19 protein-coding genes are annotated in these 15937 nt (G+C 72.2%); 14 read left to right on the forward strand and 5 right to left on the reverse strand.

Annotated features, from left to right (window positions below; all coding sequences use genetic code 11):
* Window positions 1-33 precede the first annotated feature (33 nt).
* The 4 genes from ybaK to ACFQ7Q_RS30165 form a co-directional block, all read right to left on the reverse strand.
* A complete protein-coding gene (gene ybaK, locus ACFQ7Q_RS30150; RefSeq protein WP_383560525.1) occupies window positions 34-531 on the reverse strand; it encodes a Cys-tRNA(Pro) deacylase in 498 nt (165 codons plus the stop codon).
* A gap of 12 nt (window positions 532-543) precedes the next feature.
* On the reverse strand, window positions 544-1281 hold the full coding sequence (locus ACFQ7Q_RS30155; RefSeq protein WP_383560528.1) for an LON peptidase substrate-binding domain-containing protein: 738 nt from the start codon (window positions 1279-1281) through the stop codon (window positions 544-546).
* 5 nt (window positions 1282-1286) lie between these two features.
* Window positions 1287-2324 (reverse strand): hypothetical protein, encoded by a 1038-nt coding sequence (locus ACFQ7Q_RS30160; RefSeq protein WP_383560530.1) that lies wholly within the window; start codon window positions 2322-2324, stop codon window positions 1287-1289.
* A 138-nt stretch (window positions 2325-2462) separates the two neighbouring features.
* Complete coding sequence (locus tag ACFQ7Q_RS30165; protein WP_383560532.1) at window positions 2463-4064, reverse strand: oxidoreductase; 1602 nt, start codon at window positions 4062-4064, stop codon at window positions 2463-2465.
* 174 nt (window positions 4065-4238) lie between these two features.
* Between ACFQ7Q_RS30165 and hisD the strand changes: the two genes are divergently transcribed.
* The 10 genes from hisD (at window position 4239) to ACFQ7Q_RS30215 (ending at window position 11942) form a co-directional block, all read left to right on the forward strand.
* Entirely contained in the window at window positions 4239-5564 is a 1326-nt protein-coding gene (gene hisD, locus ACFQ7Q_RS30170; RefSeq protein WP_383560534.1) for a histidinol dehydrogenase, read from the forward strand.
* The gene (locus ACFQ7Q_RS30175) at window positions 5561-6691 is read left to right on the forward strand and encodes a histidinol-phosphate transaminase (RefSeq protein ID WP_383560536.1); all 1131 of its coding nucleotides are present in this window, start codon (window positions 5561-5563) and stop codon (window positions 6689-6691) included. Before hisD ends, ACFQ7Q_RS30175 begins: the two co-directional genes overlap by 4 nt.
* Window positions 6688-7281: an imidazoleglycerol-phosphate dehydratase HisB gene (gene hisB, locus ACFQ7Q_RS30180; protein WP_158986436.1), complete on the forward strand. Its 594-nt coding sequence runs from the start codon at window positions 6688-6690 to the stop codon at window positions 7279-7281. The genes ACFQ7Q_RS30175 and hisB overlap by 4 nt, the downstream gene beginning before the upstream one ends.
* A 4-nt stretch (window positions 7282-7285) precedes the next feature.
* A complete protein-coding gene (locus tag ACFQ7Q_RS30185) occupies window positions 7286-7453 on the forward strand; it encodes a hypothetical protein (RefSeq protein WP_329121655.1) in 168 nt (55 codons plus the stop codon).
* Between the two features lie 5 nt (window positions 7454-7458).
* Window positions 7459-8109, forward strand: a complete 651-nt coding sequence (gene hisH, locus ACFQ7Q_RS30190) for an imidazole glycerol phosphate synthase subunit HisH (RefSeq protein WP_383560539.1) — start codon at window positions 7459-7461, stop codon at window positions 8107-8109.
* A gap of 2 nt (window positions 8110-8111) precedes the next feature.
* The gene (gene priA, locus ACFQ7Q_RS30195; RefSeq protein ID WP_362363414.1) at window positions 8112-8843 is read left to right on the forward strand and encodes a bifunctional 1-(5-phosphoribosyl)-5-((5-phosphoribosylamino)methylideneamino)imidazole-4-carboxamide isomerase/phosphoribosylanthranilate isomerase PriA; all 732 of its coding nucleotides are present in this window, start codon (window positions 8112-8114) and stop codon (window positions 8841-8843) included.
* Window positions 8840-9238, forward strand: coding sequence for a RidA family protein (locus tag ACFQ7Q_RS30200; RefSeq protein WP_383560542.1), 399 nt, complete (start codon window positions 8840-8842; stop codon window positions 9236-9238). The genes priA and ACFQ7Q_RS30200 overlap by 4 nt, the downstream gene beginning before the upstream one ends.
* The gene (hisF, locus tag ACFQ7Q_RS30205; protein ID WP_383560545.1) at window positions 9235-9990 is read left to right on the forward strand and encodes an imidazole glycerol phosphate synthase subunit HisF; all 756 of its coding nucleotides are present in this window, start codon (window positions 9235-9237) and stop codon (window positions 9988-9990) included. The genes ACFQ7Q_RS30200 and hisF overlap by 4 nt, the downstream gene beginning before the upstream one ends.
* 111 nt (window positions 9991-10101) lie before the next feature.
* Entirely contained in the window at window positions 10102-10689 is a 588-nt protein-coding gene (locus ACFQ7Q_RS30210; RefSeq protein WP_329121668.1) for a helix-turn-helix domain-containing protein, read from the forward strand.
* Window positions 10686-11942, forward strand: coding sequence for an MFS transporter (locus ACFQ7Q_RS30215; RefSeq protein ID WP_383560548.1), 1257 nt, complete (start codon window positions 10686-10688; stop codon window positions 11940-11942). Before ACFQ7Q_RS30210 ends, ACFQ7Q_RS30215 begins: the two co-directional genes overlap by 4 nt.
* Window positions 11943-12196: 254 nt before the next feature.
* Here the strand turns inward: ACFQ7Q_RS30215 and ACFQ7Q_RS30220 are convergent, their stop codons facing one another.
* Window positions 12197-12832, reverse strand: coding sequence for a TIGR03085 family metal-binding protein (locus ACFQ7Q_RS30220; RefSeq protein WP_383560551.1), 636 nt, complete (start codon window positions 12830-12832; stop codon window positions 12197-12199).
* An 83-nt stretch (window positions 12833-12915) separates the two neighbouring features.
* Here ACFQ7Q_RS30220 and hisI point away from each other — a divergent pair, with 83 nt between their 5' ends.
* The 4 genes from hisI to ACFQ7Q_RS30240 all read left to right on the forward strand — a co-directional run bounded on the left by hisI (window position 12916) and on the right by ACFQ7Q_RS30240 (window position 15883).
* On the forward strand, window positions 12916-13266 hold the full coding sequence (gene hisI / locus ACFQ7Q_RS30225) for a phosphoribosyl-AMP cyclohydrolase (protein ID WP_383560554.1): 351 nt from the start codon (window positions 12916-12918) through the stop codon (window positions 13264-13266).
* A gap of 11 nt (window positions 13267-13277) precedes the next feature.
* Window positions 13278-14768 carry an anthranilate synthase component I gene (locus ACFQ7Q_RS30230; protein ID WP_383560557.1) on the forward strand — a complete coding sequence of 497 codons (1491 nt, stop codon included), beginning with the start codon at window positions 13278-13280 and terminating at the stop codon, window positions 14766-14768.
* A 14-nt stretch (window positions 14769-14782) separates the two neighbouring features.
* Window positions 14783-15460, forward strand: coding sequence for a TIGR02234 family membrane protein (locus ACFQ7Q_RS30235; protein WP_383560560.1), 678 nt, complete (start codon window positions 14783-14785; stop codon window positions 15458-15460).
* Between the two features lie 174 nt (window positions 15461-15634).
* Window positions 15635-15883, forward strand: coding sequence for an HGxxPAAW family protein (locus ACFQ7Q_RS30240; RefSeq protein ID WP_383560562.1), 249 nt, complete (start codon window positions 15635-15637; stop codon window positions 15881-15883).
* The last annotated feature ends 54 nt before the right edge of the window (window positions 15884-15937 follow it).

Below are 15937 nucleotides of genomic sequence, written 5' to 3' on the forward strand. Positions count from 1 at the left end.
GCGGGTTCGGGTCGTGGGACTCGGCTTCGAGTGTCAACCGCGGCCGATGGGGGCCAGGACCGCCGCTGTCAGGGTGGCCAGGGACGTGGGGGTCAGTTCTACTTCCAGGCCGCGGCGGCCCGCCGAGATGCAGATGGTCTCGTGGGTCGTGGCCGACGCGTCCAGGACCGTGCGAAGGCGTTTGCGCTGGCCCAGCGGGGAGATGCCGCCGCGGACGTAGCCCGTCGTGCGTTCGGCCGCCGCCGGGTCCGCCATCGTGGCGCGTTTGCCGCCGACCGCCGAGGCCAGGGCCTTCAGGTCCAGCTGGCCCGCGACCGGGACCACCGCCACCGTCAGTTCGCCGTCGACGTCCGCGACCAGCGTCTTGAAGACCCGGTCGGGGGAGACGCCCAGCGCCTCCGCCGCCTCCTCGCCGTAGGAGGGGGACGCCGGGTCGTGGTCGTAGGAGTGGAGCGTGAACGGGGTCCCCGACGCCGTCAGGGCCACCGTCGCCGGCGTGCCGCCCGCCTGCTTCTTCTGCTTCTTCGCCACAGGAATCCTTCGTCAGTTCGGGCTCGTCGGCGCCCGCGTCAGATCCACCGCCGGCAGCGACGGCAGATGACGCAGCACCGCCGTCTCCGTGCGCAGCAGGGTCAGCTCCTCCCGCAGCCGCGTCGCCGTGTCGGGCGCCTGCAGGAGCCGCTGCTTCGCCGGCGTGTCGAGCACCGCCGCCGCCGCGACCAGGTACGACACCACCGAGGGATCGTCCGGCAGGTCGCTCGTCGTCAGCGACCGCTCCCGCGCCCCCGCCAGCCGCTTCTGGTACGTGCGGAACGCCCGCAGCACCCCCTCCGCCAGCGTGCCCGCCTCGTCGCCCTGCTCCTCCGGGATCTCCTCGATCTCGGCCACCAGGAACGGACCGCTCGCGTCCACCGACAGCAGCTTCACCCGGGTCGTACCCGTGGCCATCACCTCGAAGCTGCCGTCCGAGCGCTCCCGGATCGTCGCCGCGTCGGCGACGCAGCCGACCCGGTGGAACGCCTGGATGGGGTCCGGGCCGAAGCCCGCCGCGGGCCCCTTCTCCCGCTGCGTCGTCGGGTCCGGCATCCCCGGCTCCGACGGCGCGACCTCGCGGCCGTCGCGGATCGCGACCACGGCGAAGCGACGGGGCTCCGAGTCGTCGGACTTGAGCAACTCGCGCATCATGGCGCGATAACGCTCCTCGAACACGTTCAGGGGCAGCACAAGGCCCGGGAACAGCACCGCGTTGAGCGGGAAGAGTGGCAGGCTGGCGGTGGTCACAGCGGTCAAGCGTAATGGCCGTCGGGCGCGCCTCGTCCGGCCCGTCCACGTCCGGCTCCGCGCAGCGGGATCGTGCGGGCCACCGCGCCCCGTACCGCGTCCCGCGCCTCCAGGAATCCACCGAGCGGATCGTCCCCGACGAGCGCCCACGGAAACGACGTGGCATGCGGACCGATCCGGCGGAACTCCTCCAGCGCCTCCTCCTGGCGACCCCGCCTGAGCAGCACGTACACCAGCAGGTTCCGGACCTCGGCGAGCCATGCGTCGCATGCCGCGTACTCCGCCGAGAGCGCGATGCCCCGGTCCGCCGCCGCGTCGATCCGGTCCTCCTCGACGGGGCCGGCGCCGGCCAGCAGCTGGGCGAAGGCGGCGTTGACCGGGAGCGCCCGGGCCAGCGAGCCGGGCGGCGCGTCCTCGGCTGCCTGCTCGGCGAAGTCGAAGCACTCGCGGTGCGAGCCGTACCACTGGGCCGACAGATAGCGGAGCGCGGCGATGTGACACCCGTAGTGGTGCGGGGAGCGGCGCACGGCCTGTTCCCACAGCGACTCGAACACCGCGTTGCCCGCGTGCGTGCCCCGCGCGTGGTCCAGGGCGAGCCGCCACGGCACCGGGTCGCCGGGCGAGGCTTCCGCGGCCGCGTCGATCAGCGGCCCGAGCTCGCGCAGCCGCTCGGAGCGGGCCGGCGAACCCCAGGCCCTGCGGACCGCGAGCTCCGCCTTGACGAGCAGCGCGTCCGGGTCGCGGGGCGAGACGGCCAGCCAGTGGACCAGCCACTCGTCACGGCTGTACGCGAAGGTGGCGAGTCTGGCCACGTACCGGTCCCGCTTCTCCCACTCGGCGGCGTCCCGGGTGGTCGCGAGCAGCTTGGCGGCGGGCTCGGGGTCGGCGAGGGCGGCGGCCACCAGCGCCGGGGCGAGCCGATCGTCCGGCGCGTCGAGCAGCACGTCGTCGTCCGGCGGCAGTGCGGCGACGAGCCGCGGGCTGTGCCGGACCATACGGGCGGTGCCGATCAGGGCGCGGAGCAATGACATCGTGCGGACCATTGAAAACCGCAGGTGGGAGCGGCGCCAGTGGGGGACTGTGAAGCTTTGGTAGCGGCGGGAAAGTTGTCCTGCACGAGGTCAAGACAGGGTAAAGAAAGGGGTGAGGGGCGGCAGAATCCGCCCCTCACGTCACATCCGTCACCCCCGCCGCAGCAACCGCGACGCCCCCGCCGCCACCGTCGTCGCCAGCACCCAGCCCAGGAGGATGAGCACCGTCGCGGCCCACTGCCAGAAGCCCTCCAGGCGCCAGTAGCCGTCCTGGCCCAGGTTGATCACCGGCAGCAGCAGGTCCAGCGCGTACAGCGTGGCGCTCCAGTTCGGCGACTCCTCCGGCTTCAGCGGCACCGGGTCGTAGCGGGAGAAGGCGAGCGCCCCCGCCGCCCACAGCACCGCCATCCACAGGGCGGCCCGCCCCGGCCGGTAGCCGTACGCCACGGTCCAGTCCTGGAGGTACCCCCAGAGCTTCCCGGCCACCGGCAGCGTCTCCCGGCGCCGTCTCTGCTTGGCGAGCAGCACCTCCCGGGCGTCCGCGTCCTCCCCGCTGTTGCGCAGCACCGTCGCCAGGCGTTCGTACGGCTCCGGGGCGTACTCCGGGGTCGCCGCCGCCACCCATTCGAGCCGCCGCGCCAGCGGGAAGTGCCCGTACGGCACGAGGTTCTCGTAGACGAAGCCGTTCATCGACAGACCGCCGGGGCCCGGCCAGCTCGTGGAGAGGTCGATCAGCGTCACGACCTTCGCGCCGTTGAGCACGACCCGACCCTCCTCCGGCGGCTCCCCGTTGAACCGCAGCTCCGGGGTGACGATCCGGCGCAGCGACACCTGCTCCCGCCGCGCCCCGTCCAGCACGAACCGCGCGTAGTGCAGGTCCACCGCGTCACCGAACCGGCCGTCGTCCAGCCGCACCCCGCCATGGCACTCGACCGGCTTGCGCCGTGCTCCTTGCACCGGTGTGTACCCGATGCCGTACGGGGGAGTGGCCGTGGCGTTCCCCGAGCCCTCGTACACCCATGCCGCGTTCAGATAGAGCGAGCGCTCCACCGTCAGCTGCGGTGCGTTCAGCGCGCGGCGCTGCTGCGCACCGCGCAGCACGCTGCCGCGCAGGCTCAGCGACACGCCCACCTTCGCCCCGCGCAGACTCAGCTCGCCGTACGTCTCGATCAGCTCGGCCTGGAGGTCCTGCGCCACCACCAGCCCGTCCGCCGTGATCGCCCGGCCGCGCCGGTCCGGCCACACCTGGATCTGGTTGAGCAGCAGATCCGTGCCGATCTGCGCGTCCGTGAGCCGGATGCCCCGCTCCACCCGGCAGCGCGGCAGATGCAGATCGCCCTGGGTGTGCAGCCGCGCCGCCTCCAAGCGGGGTATCGCGCACTCCACCATCCGCACCGTCCCGAAGTGGGCCTCCGGAAGCACGATCTCCTGCTCGAACCGGCAGCGGTTCAGCTCCACGTACGGGCGTATCTCACCGCCGGCGAGATTGAGCCCGCCCGTGATCCGCACGCCGCGCAGCTTGAGCGCCGCGACCCGCCCGGACCGCGGCGGCGGCCCGTCGAGCAGCAGCAGAGCCACCACGTCGGCGCGCACACTGCGCGCGTCGCCCCACACATGCGGGCCGAAGGGATCGTCCCGCGCCGCGTCCCCCTCGCTCAGATCGCAGGTCCTGCCGATCCGGAAGGCCCGCCACATGACCCGCTCCGGGCCCGTGAGGCCGTCCGGCATTTCGTCATCGTGCGGCTCGGTCACTGCCGCCCCCTCGCTTTCCACGAATCCGCTTCCCTGGATTCGTACAGCCGTTCTTCCCGCTGAGTGACGGACTGAACGCTAACGGTCAGCTGTGGCGACAAGACGCCAATGTGGCTCGTATCAGCCAGTGATACGGACGTCCGGCGCTTGTGGGGCGTCTGCGAGAATTGACCCGTGATCTCTCGTATCGACCTGCGCGGCGACGCCCTCCCCGAGGGTGGCGCACTGCGCGACCTGCTGCCCCGTGCCGAGTTCGACGTGGAAGCCGCCCTGGAGAAGGTGCGGCCCATCTGCGAGGACGTCCATCATCGTGGCGATGCGGCCCTGGTCGAGTACGCGGAGAAGTTCGACGGTGTGAAGCTGGAGCACGTCCGCGTGCCGGCCGAGGCGCTCGCCGAGGCCCTGGAGCAGCTCGACCCGGCCGTCCGCGCGGCCCTCGAGGAGTCCATCCGGCGCACCAGGATCGTCCACCGCGCCCAGCGCCGCTCGACGCACACCACCCAGGTCGTGCCCGGCGGCACCGTCACCGAGAAGTGGATCCCGGTCCAGCGCGTCGGCCTCTACGCGCCCGGCGGCCGCTCCGTCTACCCCTCCTCCGTGATCATGAACATCGTCCCGGCGCAGGAGGCGGGCGTCGAGTCCGTCGCGCTCGCGTCCCCGCCGCAGAAGGAGTTCGGGGGCCTGCCGCACCCGACGATCCTCGCCGCGTGCGCGCTGCTCGGCGTCGACGAGGTGTACGCCGCCGGCGGCGCCCAGGCCGTCGCGATGTTCGCGTACGGCACCGAGTCCTGCGCCCCCGCCAACATGGTCACCGGCCCCGGCAACATCTGGGTCGCCGCGGCCAAGCGGTACTTCACCGGCCGCATCGGCATCGACGCCGAGGCCGGCCCGACGGAGATCGCGATCCTCGCCGACTCCACCGCCGACCCCGTGCACGTCGCCGCCGACCTGATCAGCCAGGCCGAGCACGACCCGATGGCCGCCGCCGTCCTCGTCACCGACTCCGAGGAGCTGGCCGAGGCCACCGAGGCCGAGCTGAAGACCCAGGTCGCCGCCACCAAGCACATCGACGACCGGATCGTCCCGGCCCTGGCCGGAAAGCAGTCCGCGATCGTCCTCGTCAGCGACCTGGAGGACGGCCTCAAGGTCGTCGACGCGTACGGCGCCGAGCACCTGGAGATCCAGACCGCGGACGCCGCCGCCCGCGCCGACCGCGTCCGCAACGCGGGCGCGATCTTCGTCGGCCCCTGGGCGCCCGTCTCCCTGGGCGACTACTGCGCCGGCTCCAACCACGTACTGCCCACCGGCGGGTGCGCCTGCCACTCCTCGGGCCTGTCCGTGCAGTCCTTCCTGCGCGGCGTCCACATCGTGGACTACACCCGGGACGCCCTCGCCGAGGTCACCCACCACGTGGTCACCCTCGCCGAGGCCGAGGACCTGCCCGCGCACGGTGCCGCGCTCAAGGCCCGGTTCGGTTGGAAGGTGCCTGAAAGCAAGTGACCTCGAACGACACCATCCGGATCGACGACCTCCCGATCCGCGACGAGCTGAAGGGCAAGACGCCCTACGGCGCGCCGCAGCTCGATGTGCCCGTCCAGCTGAACACCAACGAGAACCCGTACCCGCTTCCCGAGCCCCTGGTGGCCCGGATCGCGGAGCGGGTCGCCGAGGCCGCCCGCGGCCTCAACCGCTACCCGGACCGGGACGCGATCGAGCTGCGGACCGAGCTCGCCCGCTACCTCACCCGTACCGGAAAGCACCCGATCGCGCTCGAGAACGTCTGGGCCGCCAACGGCTCCAACGAGGTCCTCCAGCAGCTGCTGCAGACCTTCGGCGGCCCGGGCCGTACGGCCATCGGCTTCGAGCCCTCGTACTCGATGCACGCGCTGATCGCGCGCGGCACCGGCACCGGCTGGATCTCCGGCCCGCGCAACGAGGACTTCACCATCGACGTCGAGGCGGCCGAGGAGGCGATCTCCGAGAACCGCCCGGACGTCGTCTTCATCACCTCGCCCAACAACCCCACGGGCACCGCCGTCGAGGCCGAGACCGTCCTCGCGCTGTACGAGGCGGCCCAGGCCGCCAAGCCGTCCCTCGTCGTCGTCGACGAGGCGTACGTCGAGTTCAGCCACCGGGACTCCCTGCTGCCGCTGATCGAGGGCCGACCCAACCTGGTCGTCTCCCGCACGATGTCCAAGGCCTTCGGCGCGGCCGGTCTGCGCCTGGGCTATCTGGCCGCCCACCCGGCCGTGGTCGACGCCGTGCAGCTCGTACGGCTGCCGTACCACCTCTCCGCCGTCACCCAGGCCACCGCCCTCGCCGCCCTGGAGCACACCGATACGCTTCTCGGGTACGTCGAGCAGCTCAAGACCGAGCGGGACCGCCTGGTCACCGAGCTGCGGGCGATCGGCTACGAGGTCACCGAGTCCGACGCCAACTTCGTCCAGTTCGGCCGCTTCGACGGAGCCGAGGGCTCCCACACGGCCTGGCGGAAGATCCTCGACCGGGGCGTCCTGGTCCGGGACAACGGCGTACCGGGCTGGCTGCGGGTCACCGCCGGCACCCCCGAAGAGAATGACGCGTTCCTCGATGCGGTTCGCGCACTGAAGAAGGAGCAGAGCTCATGAGCCGCGTTGGAAGAGTCGAGCGCACCACCAAGGAGACCTCCGTCGTCGTCGAGATAGACCTCGACGGCACCGGAAAGGTCGACGTCGCCACCGGCGTCGGCTTCTACGACCACATGCTCGACCAGCTGGGCCGCCACGGTCTGTTCGACCTCACCGTCAAGACCGACGGCGACCTGCACATCGACTCGCACCACACCATCGAGGACACCGCCCTCGCCCTCGGCGCCGCCTTCAAGCAGGCGCTCGGCGACAAGGTCGGCATCTACCGCTTCGGCAACTGCACCGTCCCGCTGGACGAGTCGCTCGCCCAGGTGACCGTCGACCTCTCCGGCCGCCCCTACCTGGTGCACACCGAGCCCGAGAACATGGCGCCGATGATCGGCTCCTACGACACGACGATGACCCGGCACATCTTCGAGTCCTTCGTCGCGCAGGCCCAGATCGCGCTCCACATCCACGTGCCGTACGGGCGCAACGCCCACCACATCGTGGAGTGCCAGTTCAAGGCGCTGGCCCGGGCCCTGCGCTACGCCTCCGAACGCGATCCGCGCGCGGCCGGCATCCTGCCTTCCACGAAGGGCGCGCTCTAACTCCATGACCGGCCTCTCCACCATCCTCATCGTCGTCGGGCTCTTCCTCGCCGGCGGTGTGTACTCCTTCTCCAAGCAGAAGCTGCCCAAGGGCGTGATCGTCGTCCTCGCCATCGCCTCCGCGATGTGCCTGGTCGCGGGCGTCCTTCGGATCCAGGGAATCTGGGAATGAGCGGTATGAGCACTGCGAGTACCCCCAAGAAGGTCGTCGTCTTCGACTACGGCTTCGGCAACGTCCGCTCCGCCGAGCGCGCCCTCGCCCATGTCGGCGCCGAGGTCGAGATCACCCGGGACTACGACAAGGCCATGAACGCCGACGGGCTCCTCGTCCCCGGCGTCGGTGCCTTCTCCGCCTGCATGAAGGGCCTCAAGGACGCGCGCGGCGAGTGGATCATCGACCGCCGGCTCTCCGGCGGCCGTCCCGTGATGGGCATCTGCGTCGGCATGCAGATCCTCTTCGCTCGTGGCATCGAGCACGGCGTGGAGACCGACGGTCTCGACGAGTGGCCCGGTACGGTCGAGCCGCTGAACGCCCCGGTCGTCCCCCACATGGGCTGGAACACCGTCGACGCGCCCGAGGACAGCGAGCTGTTCGCGGGCCTCGACGCCGACGCCCGGTTCTACTTCGTGCACTCCTACGCGGTGCGCGAGTGGAGCCTGGAGGTCGGCAACCCCAACATGCGTGCCCCCAAGGTCACCTGGGCCACCCACGGCGAGCCGTTCGTCGCGGCCGTCGAGAACGGCGCCCTGTGGGCGACCCAGTTCCACCCCGAGAAGTCCGGCGACGCCGGAGCACAGCTGCTCACCAACTGGATCGAGACCCTCTGATCATGGCTCAGAAGCTTGAACTCCTCCCCGCCGTCGACGTCCGCGACGGCCAGGCCGTCCGCCTCGTGCACGGTGAGTCCGGTACGGAGACCTCCTACGGCTCCCCGCTCGAGGCCGCCCTCGCCTGGCAGCGCTCCGGCGCCGAGTGGCTGCACCTGGTCGACCTCGATGCCGCCTTCGGCACCGGGGACAACCGTGAGCTGATCGCCGAGGTCGCCAAGGCCATGGACATCAAGGTCGAGCTCTCCGGCGGCATCCGCGACGACGCCTCGCTCGCCGCCGCCCTCGCCACCGGCTGCACCCGCGTCAACCTGGGCACCGCCGCGCTGGAGACCCCCGAGTGGGTCGCCAAGGTCATCGCGGAGCACGGCGACAAGATCGCGGTCGGCCTCGACGTGCGCGGCACCACGCTCCGCGGCCGCGGCTGGACCCGCGACGGCGGCGACCTGTACGAGACGCTCGCGCGCCTCGACTCCGAGGGTTGCGCCCGCTACGTCGTCACCGACATCGCCAAGGACGGCACGCTCCAGGGCCCGAACCTGGAGCTCCTGAAGAACGTCTGCGCCGCGACCGACAAGCCCGTCGTCGCCTCCGGCGGCGTGTCGTCCCTGGACGACCTGCGCGCCCTGTCCGGCCTGGTGCCGCTGGGCGTGGAGGGCGCGATCGTCGGCAAGGCGCTGTACGCCGAGGCGTTCACCCTGGAAGAGGCCCTGGAGGCGGTGGCTTCCGTATGACCGACGCCGTCCGCAAGGTGGTGACCGGCGCTCCCTGGGAGGAGCAGTTCGGCTACTCCCGCGCGGTGGAACTGCCGAACGGTCTGGTCCTCGTCTCCGGCTGTACGTCGGTGATCGGCGGCCAGATCGCCGGCGGAGGTCCGTACGAGCAGACGATCAACTCCTTCAACGTGGCCTTCGACGCGCTCAAGAAGCTCGATCTGGGCCCGGAGGACGTCGTACGGACCCGGATGTACATCACCCACGCGCGTGACGTGGACGAGGTCGGCCGCGCCCACAAGGAGCTGTTCGACGCCGTCCGTCCGGCGGCATCGATGATCATCGTGTCCGGTTTCGTCGACCCGAGTCTGGTCGTCGAGGTCGAGGTCGAGGCGTACAGGAGTGGTGCGGAATGAGCCTCGCCGTACGGGTGATCCCCTGTCTGGACGTGGACAACGGCCGGGTCGTCAAGGGCGTCAACTTCCAGAACCTGCGCGACGCGGGCGACCCCGTCGAGATGGCGAAGCTGTACGACGCCGAGGGCGCCGACGAGCTGACCTTCCTCGACATCACCGCCTCCTCCGGCAACCGCGAGACGACCTACGACGTGGTGCGCCGCACCGCCGAGCAGGTCTTCATCCCGCTGACCGTGGGCGGCGGGGTGCGGGCCGCGGAGGACGTCGACAAGCTGCTGCGCGCCGGGGCCGACAAGGTGGGCGTGAACACGGCCGCCATCGCCAGGCCCGAGCTGATCCGCGAGATCGCGGAGCGTTTCGGCCGTCAGGTGCTCGTGCTCTCGGTCGACGCCCGGCGCACGGCCTCCGGCTCCTTCGAGGTGACGACGCACGGCGGCCGCAAGGGCACCGGCATCGACGCCGTCGAGTGGGCGCACCGGGCCGCCGAGCTGGGCGCGGGCGAGATCCTGCTCAACTCGATGGACGCGGACGGCACGAAGGACGGCTACGACACCGAGATGATCGCGGCCGTGCGCAAGCACGTGACCGTGCCGGTGATCGCGAGCGGGGGAGCGGGCAAGCTCTCCGACTTCCCGCCGGCGATCGAGGCGGGCGCCGACGCGGTGCTCGCGGCCTCGGTCTTCCACTTCGGCGACCTGCGGATCTCGCAGGTCAAGGGCGCGCTGCGAGAGGCGGGCCACCCGGTCCGCTGAGCCAGGCCACGGAAGGGCCCCCGGAAGGGGGCCTTTCTCTTGGCCCGATAGACAGGATTATTTGTGCAAATTCTGTTGCGCAAGATTCCTTTCGTATCTACGGTCGTGGACATGACTTCGCAGGAGAACCGCCGGATCACCGACCTAGGCACCCTCAAAGCCATCTCGCACCCACTGCGGATGCGCCTCTACCGCGCCCTTTTCGTGGCCCGTACCGCCACCGCGTCCCAACTCGCCGACCAGGTCGACGAGGCGGTCTCCCTCGTCAGCTACCACCTGCGCAAGCTGGCCGAGCACGGCCTCATCGAGGAGGCCGAGGGGCACTCCGCCGACGGCCGCGAACGCTGGTGGCAGCCCAGCTCGTACGGGGTCAGCATCCGCGACGAGGACGTCCGGGGGACCCCCGAGCTGGCCGCCGCGAGCGACGCCCTCGGCCGCACGATCAACGAACAGCGGGCCGAACTCCACCGTCGCTTCCTCGACGAGCGGCTGACCTGGTCCGACGAGTGGCGCTCCGCCTCCATCAGCTCCGAGTGGCTGCCACGCCTGACCGCCGCCGAACTCGCCGCGCTCGGCGAGGAGCTCGACGCCGTACTGCGGAAGTACGACACCCAGGCCCGCGCCGCCGAGCAGGCCGGCGACACCGAAGGCCGCGAGAACGTCGCCGTCCACCTCCACGGCTTCCCCTACCGCTCATGACGGCGCTCACCGAGACCCCGGCCCGCCCCGCCGTCCCCGCGCACCGTGACCCGAACGTCCTGCGCTGGCTCGGCGCCTACACCGCCTCCACGCTCGGCGACAGCGTCTACCACCTCGCCCTGTCCTGGGCCGCCGTCCGCGGCGGCACCCCCGCGGAGGCCGGGCTCGTCATGGCCGTCAGCGCCGTACCGCGCGCCCTGCTGATGCTCGGCGGGGGAGTGATCGCCGACCGCTTCGGACCGCGCCGGGTCGTCCTCCTCTCCGACACCGCCCGCTGCCTCGTCGTCCTCGCCGTGGCCGCGCTCCTCCTCCTGACCAGCCCGGCCCTCTGGTTGCTCGCCGCCGTCGCCCTCGTCTTCGGCGTCGTCGACGCCCTCTTCCTGCCCGCCGTGGGAGCCCTGCCGCCGCGGATCGCTCCGCGCGACCAGCTCGCCCGCGTCCAGGGGATGCGCGGCCTCGCCTACCGCGCCGGACTCGTCCTCGGCGCCCCGCTCGGCGGCCTCGCCGTAGCCCTCGGCGGACCGGCCGCCGCGTTCGGAGCTGCCGGACTCCTCTTCGCCTTCTCCCTGCCGCTGCTCCTGAAGCTCCGGATCCGTCCACTGCCCGGCGACGAGCCCTCCCGCGACGGCACCGCCCTGCGCGACCTCGTCGACGGACTGCGCTACATCCGCCGCCACCGGGTCCTCGGCCCGCTGATGATCGTCGTCGCGCTCAGCGACCTCGGCTTCGTCGGCCCCCTCAACGTCGGTCTCGCACTCCTCGCCGACGAGCGCGGCTGGGGCGCCGCCGGCATCGGCTGGGTCCTCGCCGGATTCGGCGCGGGAGCGGCCGCCGCCTCCCTGCTGCTGACCGTACGGGGCCGGATACCCCGCGCCGGGGCCGTCATGGCCTGGACGATCACCCTCGGCGCGGGATCGATCGGCGCCCTCGCGTACGTGCCGCAGCTGCCCGTCGCCGTGGCCGTCTCCGTCTCCGTCGGCCTGCTCGCCGGCCTGAGCGGCGCGCTGTGCGGAGCGCTCACCCAGACGGAGTGCGACCCCGCCTACCTCGGGCGCGTCACGGCCGTGTCCAGCCTCTTCAGCCTGGGCATCGCCCCGCTGAGCTTCCCCCTCACGGGCGCGGCGGTGGGCCTGTGGGGACTCCTCCCGGTGTACACCGCCAGCGCCGCGGTCTGCGCCCTGGCGGGCGTGTTCGGACTCTCCGTCCGTTCCCTGCGCCGCGCGGAACTACCCGGCGCGGCACGACGGGCCTGAGGGCGCGGGGGTGGAGAAGCCGGGAGCCCCGGGCCACGACCACGCGCCCGGGTCCCCCGGCCTGGGGGCGGGGGACCGGAGCCCGGGGGGTGGAGAAGCCGGGGGTCGCCGCCCCAGGCACGACCAGCCGCCCGGGTCCCCCGGGCCTGGGGGCCGGGACCTGGGACCCGGGGTCTCAGACCCACGGCCGCGGCCGCGCGCCGGAGCCGAGGGCACGTCGGCCCCGGGGCCTCGGTGGCCGCGGGGCCCTCGGCTCAGATGCCCAGCTGCTTCGTCTCGTGCAGTCGGTCGATCGCGTCCTGCTCCCCGTCCAGCTCCACCTTCGCCGCGTCCTGGCGGCCGAAGACGAACATGGTCAGCTCACCCGGCTCGCCGGAGACCGTCACCACCGGCGTGCCGCGGTGGGCCACCGCCGTCTGGCCGTTCGGGCGGCGCAGCACCAGACCCACCGGGGCCCTCCGGCCGAGGAGCCGGGCGCCCTTCTCCAGTCGGGACCAGAGCGCGTCCGAGAAGACCGGGTCCAGCTCGCGCGGCGACCAGTCAGGCTGGGCGCGCCGGACGTCCTCCGCGTGGACGTAGAACTCGACGATGTTCGCCCCCTCGTCCACCTGCTTGATGGTGAACGGCGACATCCGCGGGGGACCCGTACGGATGAGCTGGATCAGCTCCTCGTACGGCTTCTCGGCGAACTCCGCCTGCACCCGTTCCAGGCGGTCCTTCAGCAACGGGACGAGCGTCCCCGCGGCCGCGTCCGGGCGGCGCTCGCGCACCACCACATGGGCCGCCAGGTCCTGGGTCCGCCAGCCCTCGCAGAGCGTCGCGGCATCGGGCCCCGCCGCCTCCAACAGATCGGCGAGCAACAACCGTTCACGCTTGGCATGGGTCGACATGTTCGCCAGCGTACGACCGGCGCCACCGGTCCGCCCAGTGGACGTCCGCCGGACAGCCCCGCCGACCACGGCACAATGGCCGCATGAGCAGCAATCTCGACCCGGCCATCGCCGTCCGCCTCAAGCGCAGCCCGGACGGACTCGTCCCGGCCATCGCCCAGCAGTACGACACCGGCGAGGTGCTCATGCTCGGCTGGATGGACGACGAGGCCCTCCACCGCACCCTCACCACCGGCCGCTGCACCTACTGGTCGCGCAGCCGCCAGGAGTACTGGGTCAAGGGCGACACCTCCGGCCACGTCCAGCACGTCAAGTCCGTCGCCCTCGACTGCGACGCCGACACCGTGCTGGTCAAGGTCGACCAGGTCGGCGCCGCCTGCCACACCGGCGCCCGCACCTGCTTCGACGCCGACGTGCTCCCGCTCTCCCAGTAAGGTCAGCCGCCATGGACCTCGAGACGTTCCGCAAGCTGGCGGCCGACCGCCGCGTGATCCCTGTCAGCCGCCGGCTCCTCGCGGACGGCGACACCCCGGTCGGGCTCTACCGCAAGCTCGCCGCCGAACGCCCCGGCACCTTCCTCCTCGAGTCCGCGGAGAACGGCCGTTCCTGGTCGCGCTACTCCTTCATCGGTGTCCGCAGCGACGCCACCCTCACCGTCCGCGGCGGCCAAGCGCACTGGCTCGGCACCCCGCCCGTCGGCGTCCCCACCGACGGCGACCCCCTCCAGGCGCTGCGCGCCACCGTCGAGGCCCTGCACACTCCGCGCGACCTCGCGTCCGGGATGCCGCCCTTCACCGGCGGCATGGTCGGCTACCTCGGGTACGACATCGTCCGCCGCCTGGAGCGCATCGGCGACTCCACCCGGGACGACCTGGAGCTCCCCGAGCTGACCATGCTGCTCACCAGCGACCTCGCGGTCCTGGACCACTGGGACGGCACGGTCCTGCTCATCGCCAACGCGATCAACCACAACGACCTGGAGACCGGCGTCGACGAGGCCTACGCCGACGCCGTCGCCCGGCTCGACACGATGCAGGCCGACCTGGCCCGCCCGGTGGCCAGCCCGCCCGCCGCGCTGCCCGCCTCCGAGCTGCCGGAGTTCTCCGCCCTGTGGGGCGGCCCGGCCTACCAGGAGGCCGTCGAGGACATCAAGGAGCGGATCCGGGCCGGCGAGGCCTTCCAGGTGGTCCCCTCGCAGCGCTTCGAGACCCCCTGCCGAGCCTCCGCGCTCGACGTGTACCGGGTGCTGCGGGCCACCAACCCGTCGCCGTACATGTACCTCTTCCGCTTCGAGAACGGCTTCGACGTCGTCGGATCCAGCCCCGAGGCGCTGGTCAAGGTCGAGGACGGGCACGCGATGGTCCACCCCATCGCCGGCACCCGGCACCGCGGCGCCACCCCGCAGGAGGACCACGACCTCGCCGAGGAGCTGCTCGCCGACCCCAAGGAGCGGGCCGAGCACCTGATGCTCGTCGACCTCGGCCGCAACGACCTCGGCCGGGTCTGCGAGCCCGGCTCGGTGGAGGTCGTCGACTTCATGTCGATCGAGCGGTACTCGCACGTCATGCACATCGTGTCGACGGTGACCGGGCGGGTCGCCGAGGGGAAGACCGCGTTCGACGTCCTCACGGCCTGCTTCCCGGCCGGCACCCTCTCGGGCGCGCCGAAGCCGCGCGCCATGCAGATCATCGAGGAGCTGGAACCGTCCCGGCGCGGTCTCTACGGCGGGTGTGTCGGATACCTCGACTTCGCCGGCGACTCCGACACGGCCATCGCCATCCGTACGGCCCTGCTGCGTGACGGCACCGCGTATGTGCAGGCCGGAGCAGGTGTCGTCGCCGACTCGGACCCGGTCGCCGAGGACAACGAGTGCCGCAACAAGGCGGCCGCGGTCCTCCGAGCCGTCCACACGGCCAACCGGATGAACGGCGCGTGACGGCGTAAGGGATAGTGGGGTACGTGAGTGCTGTTCCCGTACCCCAGCCCCGAGCCGCGCGCGTGGGCGGCGCGGCCGCCTCGTCCGGCGGCCGCCGCAGCCTGGCCGCGGCCCTTCTGCTCGGCGCCCTCGGTGCCACCGTCGTGCTTCTGTCCACGGGCCAGATCTGGGCCGAGGGCACGGCGTCGGTGGGCGGAGGCACCGTTCCCGTCGAGGCCGACGGCGGCACCGTCACCGGTGTGCCGACGGCCCTCGCCATAGTCGGCCTGGCCGCGCTCGTCGCCGTCTTCGCCGTCCGCCGCGCCGGGCGCACCCTGGTCGCCGGCCTGCTCGCGCTCACCGGCGCGGGCGCGGCGCTCGCCGCGTTCCTCGGCGCGTCCGACGCCGACGCCCTGGACACGGAGGCCGCGCGCATCACCGGCGACACGGCCGCCTCGGTGGCCGGCCTGACGCACACCGCCTGGCCGTACGTCACCGCCGCCGGAGCGCTGCTCATCCTCGCCGCGGGCCTACTCGCCCTGCGGTACGGGAAGAGCTGGCCGGCGATGGGCGGACGCTACGAGCGCTCCGGCACGCCGCGCGCCGCACGCAAGGCGACCGGCGCCGGGGCCGGCGCCGGAGCCGCGTCGGACCGGCCGGAGGACCTGTGGAAGGCCCTCGACCGCGGCGAGGACCCGACCCACGAGGACTGAGCCCGGAGACCTGGCGCGACGCGTGATCGTCGGGCCACCCCCGATTCATCCCCGAGCCCCGGTGTGCGGGACAATGTGGCGGGGGCGTCCCCGGACGAAGTCCGGGGGAGAGCGTCCTCGCATGCGAGACCTCACCCCGAGCCACCACCGAGCAACAGCAACGAGGAGCAACTCATGGCGGGCAGCGCCCACGGACACACCCCGGCCGCCTGGACCGGTGTCATCATCTCCTTCATCGGCTTCTGCATCGCCGGAGTCTTCATGGTGGCGGCCAACCAGGCCGGCTTCTGGGCCGGCATGGGAGTCGTCTTCCTCGGCGGTGCCATCGGCCTCGCGATGAAGTCCGCCGGCCTCGGTATGCCGAAGGAGTCGGAGGCCGTGGCCACCGCCCGCGCCGCGGCGACCGCGAAGCTGCGCGCCTGAGGCGCGCGACGCCCGACACGCGTGAAGGCGCAGCACGGCGATGCCGTGCTGCGC

It is taken from the genome of Streptomyces sp. NPDC056527 (genome assembly GCF_042794475.1).
In the GTDB taxonomy this organism is placed as follows: domain Bacteria; phylum Actinomycetota; class Actinomycetes; order Streptomycetales; family Streptomycetaceae; genus Streptomyces.

What these genes read in the sequence shown, in the direction of transcription:
- ACFQ7Q_RS30160 (WP_383560530.1), bottom strand. Translation starts at nt 2,324, where the DNA reads ATGGTCCGCACGATGTCATTGCTCCGCGCCCTGATCGGCACCGCCCGT.
- hisB (WP_158986436.1), top strand. Translation starts at nt 6,688, where the DNA reads ATGAGCCGCGTTGGAAGAGTCGAGCGCACCACCAAGGAGACCTCCGTC.
- ACFQ7Q_RS30185 (WP_329121655.1), top strand. Translation starts at nt 7,286, where the DNA reads ATGACCGGCCTCTCCACCATCCTCATCGTCGTCGGGCTCTTCCTCGCC.
- hisH (WP_383560539.1), top strand. Translation starts at nt 7,459, where the DNA reads ATGAGCACTGCGAGTACCCCCAAGAAGGTCGTCGTCTTCGACTACGGC.
- priA (WP_362363414.1), top strand. Translation starts at nt 8,112, where the DNA reads ATGGCTCAGAAGCTTGAACTCCTCCCCGCCGTCGACGTCCGCGACGGC.
- ACFQ7Q_RS30200 (WP_383560542.1), top strand. Translation starts at nt 8,840, where the DNA reads ATGACCGACGCCGTCCGCAAGGTGGTGACCGGCGCTCCCTGGGAGGAG.
- hisF (WP_383560545.1), top strand. Translation starts at nt 9,235, where the DNA reads ATGAGCCTCGCCGTACGGGTGATCCCCTGTCTGGACGTGGACAACGGC.
- ACFQ7Q_RS30210 (WP_329121668.1), top strand. Translation starts at nt 10,102, where the DNA reads ATGACTTCGCAGGAGAACCGCCGGATCACCGACCTAGGCACCCTCAAA.
- ACFQ7Q_RS30215 (WP_383560548.1), top strand. Translation starts at nt 10,686, where the DNA reads ATGACGGCGCTCACCGAGACCCCGGCCCGCCCCGCCGTCCCCGCGCAC.
- ACFQ7Q_RS30220 (WP_383560551.1), bottom strand. Translation starts at nt 12,832, where the DNA reads ATGTCGACCCATGCCAAGCGTGAACGGTTGTTGCTCGCCGATCTGTTG.
- hisI (WP_383560554.1), top strand. Translation starts at nt 12,916, where the DNA reads ATGAGCAGCAATCTCGACCCGGCCATCGCCGTCCGCCTCAAGCGCAGC.
- ACFQ7Q_RS30230 (WP_383560557.1), top strand. Translation starts at nt 13,278, where the DNA reads ATGGACCTCGAGACGTTCCGCAAGCTGGCGGCCGACCGCCGCGTGATC.
- ACFQ7Q_RS30240 (WP_383560562.1), top strand. Translation starts at nt 15,635, where the DNA reads ATGGCGGGCAGCGCCCACGGACACACCCCGGCCGCCTGGACCGGTGTC.